General features: G+C 74.8%; 3 protein-coding genes. 2 read left to right on the top strand and 1 reads right to left on the bottom strand.

Features of this window, described 5'->3' with window-relative positions:
- Both FNQ90_RS14895 and FNQ90_RS14890 read left to right on the top strand, forming a co-directional pair.
- The coding region (locus tag FNQ90_RS14895; protein WP_323379972.1) for a glycoside hydrolase family 6 protein at window positions 1-1,226 on the top strand (1,226 nt) is incomplete at its 5' end.
- 269 nt (window positions 1,227-1,495) lie between these two features.
- Complete coding sequence (locus FNQ90_RS14890; protein ID WP_182606824.1) at window positions 1,496-3,370, top strand: protein kinase domain-containing protein; 1,875 nt, start codon at window positions 1,496-1,498, stop codon at window positions 3,368-3,370.
- 63 nt (window positions 3,371-3,433) lie between these two features.
- On the opposite strand, the gene FNQ90_RS14885 is transcribed toward FNQ90_RS14890, so the two are convergent.
- Window positions 3,434-3,826 carry a DUF6343 family protein gene (locus FNQ90_RS14885; protein WP_194432551.1) on the bottom strand — a complete coding sequence of 131 codons (393 nt, stop codon included), beginning with the start codon at window positions 3,824-3,826 and terminating at the stop codon, window positions 3,434-3,436.
- Window positions 3,827-4,029 lie beyond the last annotated feature (203 nt).

Here is a 4,029-nt window from a genome sequence, read left to right as displayed (position 1 = left end):
GCCCGACCCCCCGTCGGCGCGGCCTGCGGGCCCTCACCGCCCTGGTCGCCGCCGGGGCCGCGCTGGTCCTCGCCGCCGGCACCGCCGCGGCCGGGCCGCACCACGGCCCCGGAAAGGGCCCCGGGCCGAACCCCGGAAAGGGGAAGGGCCCCTCCGTCACGCGTTTCCACGTCCCGCCGCCCAACCCCGGCGCCCTGACCCAGATCAAGGATCTGGCCCGCGCCGGACAGTTCCGGGACGCCGACCTCATACGTCGGATGATCTCCACCCCGCAGGCCGTCTGGCTCACCGGCCAGGAGGGCCACGACGTGCGCGCCGACGCCCGCCGCACCGTCACCGACGCCAAGCGGCAGAAGGCGATGCCGGTCCTGTCGCTGTACAACGTGCCGGGCCGCGACTGCGCCCAGTACTCCGCCGGTGGCGCCTCCGACACCGCCGAGTACATCGAGTGGATCGATCAGGTCGCCAAGGGCATCGGCCCGCACCCGAGCATCGTGATCCTGGAACCCGACTCGCTGGCCCTGATGCCGAACGACTGCGGCCAGGACGACGAGGAGGAGACGCTCACCGCCGCCCGCTTCACCGAGATCCGGTACGCGGTGGACGTCCTGGCGTCCAAGCCGAAGGTGAACGTCTACCTCGACGCCGGGCACAGCGACTGGCACCGGGTGGACTCCATCGTCACCCGCCTGATCGAGGCCGACATCGCCTCCGCCCGCGGCTACTACCTCAACCCCTCCAACTACCAGACCGACGAGAGCCTCGCCCGGTACGGCAACCTGATCTCCGGCTGCCTGGCCTACGCGGCGGAGGGCGGCGACCCCGCCGACTGTCCGAACCAGTGGTGGGAGCCGCAGGAGGCCCTGGAGTGGCTGGCCGAACACGTCACCACCGACCGGGCGGAGTGGACGCCGTACGTCACCGACACCAGCCGCAACGGCCGGGGTCCGTGGTCCGCGCCGGAGGACGCCGCCTACCCGGACCCGCAGACCTGGTGCAACCCGCCGGACCGGGGCCTGGGGCAGCGTCCCACCGCCAACACCGGTGACCCGCTGATCGACGCGCACCTGTGGATCAAGATCCCCGGTGAGTCCGACGGCGAGTGCCTGCGCGGCACCGACGGCCCGGAGGACCCCGAGCGCGGCACCGTCGCGCCGCGTGCCGGCCAGTGGTTCCCGCAGCAGGCGCTGGAACTGGCGCGCCTGGCGCAGCCCGCGCTGCGCTGACCCGGACGACGCGGGGACCGCGCGTTTGCGCGCGGAGCCGTCGAGAACGCGCCGTCCGCGCGCGGCCGACCCCGGGGCGCACCCCGCGCCCCGGGGCCGGCGTGCCCGCGCTCCCGGCGCCGGATCCGTGCCCCCGCGTCCCATCCGTCCCATCCGTCGGTCGTCGGGCGGGGTACCGTCCGCGCATGTCCACGAACCGACGGTGGTCGCGTTGACGGGCCGGAAATGGGTCAGTTTGATGGAGCCCTGAACAACACTGCGAGGGTGGCGTGACAGGGGTGCGGATGGACGGGCTCGTGCTGGACGGCCGTTACCGGATCGGGCAGCGGCTCGGCGAGGGGGGCATGGGGGCGGTCTTCGAGGCGGACGACCTGCGCCTGGAACGCCGGGTGGCGGTGAAGGTGATGAGCGGGGTCTCCCTGCGGCGCGATCCCCGGGCCAAGGAGCGGTTCGATCGCGAGGCCAAGGTGCTGGCGGGCCTGACCAGCCCCTACATCGTGACGGTGCACGACGCCGGCGAGGCCGCCGTGGACGACGGCACCGTGCTCTACCTGGTCATGGAGCGGCTGCACGGTCGCTCGCTGGAACAGGTGCTGGAAGGCGGTCGGCCCGTGCGGCCGGCCGAGGTGGCGCTGTGGGGCGAGCAGATCTGCCGCGGGCTCGCCGTCGCCCATCGGGCGGGGGTGGTGCACCGCGATCTCAAGCCCGCCAACGTCATGGTGTGCGCGGACGGCCTGGTGCGGGTGCTGGACTTCGGTATCGCCGCGGTCCTCGCCGACTCCGGGGACCACGCCCGGCTGACCTTCACCGGCCTGGTGGTGGGCACCCCCGCGTACATGGCGCCCGAGCAGATCGAGTCCGGCGGCTACGAGGCGCGCAGCGACCTCTACGCGCTGGGCTGCATGCTCTACGCCCTGCTGACCGGCCGGCCGCCGTTCCGCGCGGAAGCGCTGTACGCCCTGATGCGGCAGCAGATGTTGGACACCCCCGAGCCGCCGAGCGCGCTGCGCCCCGGCCTGCCCGCCGAGTGGGACGAGTTGGTCCTCGCCCTGCTGGCCAAGCGTCCCGACGCACGGCCGACGGGCGCGGCCGAGGTGGCCGACCTGCTGCGCGGGATGCCCTGCCCCGAACTCCCCGACGCCGACGGTGATGGGGACGGCGACGGGGACACCGACGGTGATGGTGACGGCGACGGGGGATCCGCTCGCCCCCTCGCGGCGGCGGGCGCGCCCCTGCCCCCGGCGTACCAACCGACCCGGATCGACCCCCGCCTGTCGTTGGGCAACGGCTTCGCGGCCCCGGCGGCATCGGTGCCCGTGTCCGCGGCGGAGGCCGTGCCCCTCGGTACGGCCGCCACCGTCGTCCTGCCCCCCGGGCCCGAGGAGCCCGCCGTGCCCGCCGAACCGGACGAGGAGATCCCCCCGGCGGCGGAGGAACCGGTCCTCGAGGAGGCAGTCGAGGCGGCGGCCGTCGAGGAACCGGCCGCCGAGGAGGCGGCGCCGGACCCCGCCGCCGGTGCGTCGGGCTTCGCCGGCGCGACCCTCACCTCCGGCCTGGTGGTCGCCCCCGGTGCCCTGTGGCTGGCCCCCCGGCAGCGGATGGCCCCGCTGCCGGAGAGCGAGCAGTTGCGGGTGGTGCTCTCCTGGGAGGTCGCCGAGGGAGCGGAGGAGGATCCCGAGGTGGACGCCAGCGCCCTGGTGGTGGACGGGGACGGCACGGTCCTCAGCGACGAACACTTCGTCTTCTACAACAACACCGTCACCCGCGGGGACCTGAGCGTCTCCCTGGTGGCGGGGCCGGGTGAGCACGAGATGAGCTTCGGCGTGCGCCAGCAGTGGCTGCCCGCCGGGGCCGAGCGGGTGGTGCTGGCCCTCTCGCTGCACGAGGCGGAGGAGCGCGGGCACACCTTCGGGGTCCTGACCGACCTGTCGGTGCGGGTGGAGGCGGCGGCCGAGGGGGCCGCGGAGAGCGCCGAGGGCGAGTTCCTGTGCGGCTTCCGACTGCCCGGCCGGCCGGGTTCGGCCACCGGGCTGACCCTGGGCGAGCTGTACCGCACGGAGGGCGGGTGGGGCTTCCTGGCCGCCAGCCGCGCCTACCCCGACGGTCTGGTGGAGATCGCGCGGGCGCACGGCGTGAACGTCTGACGGCCGGGCGCCGGGCACGGCCCGGCGCCCGCCGCCCTCCGGCGGCGGGCGGGACGCGCCGGGTCAGGGCTCGACGGTGCCGCGCTCCCGCTTGATGCGGCGCAGGATGACGATCAGGTTGATGGTCGCGAGGACCGCCAGGACCCCGGCGCCGATGGTCAGCAGGCTCAGCTCGGCCGGCCCGGGGGTGTCACCGGGCTCGGCCGTGCCCCACCAGACGGCGAAGACGACTGTCAGACCGATGAACAGCGGGATGAAGATCACCGACAGGCGCATGCGCAGTCGGAGCGCCGAGCGGGCGTTCACCGGCTCGGTCCCGGCGCGTTCGGAGCGTCGGCCGATCACTCCGGAACGGGAGCGCGGCACGGGGGCGCGGCCCTCGGGTCCGTGATCCCGGTCGGAGGGACCGGACGCGCGGGAGCCACCGGTGGGATCGGGGTTCTCGGGGGAGGACATGATCACACTCCGGGGGGTTGACAACGCTGCGGAACGGCTCCTGCCCGGTCCTCGCCCGGGTACGCGCCCCCGGCCCGCGGTCCCTTCCACCACCGGGCCTTTTCGATGGCTCGCCGGGACCTCGCCCGGCCGTTCCCGGCCCGGTCCGACCCGGCCGGGACACCGTGGCGGGGTCGTCGGAGGGATCCCGAAGGGGGCATCGG

It is taken from the genome of Streptomyces alkaliphilus (assembly GCF_014141535.1).
Lineage (GTDB): Bacteria > Actinomycetota > Actinomycetes > Streptomycetales > Streptomycetaceae > Streptomyces > Streptomyces alkaliphilus.
This window is presented reverse-complemented; position numbering and strand designations above follow the sequence as displayed.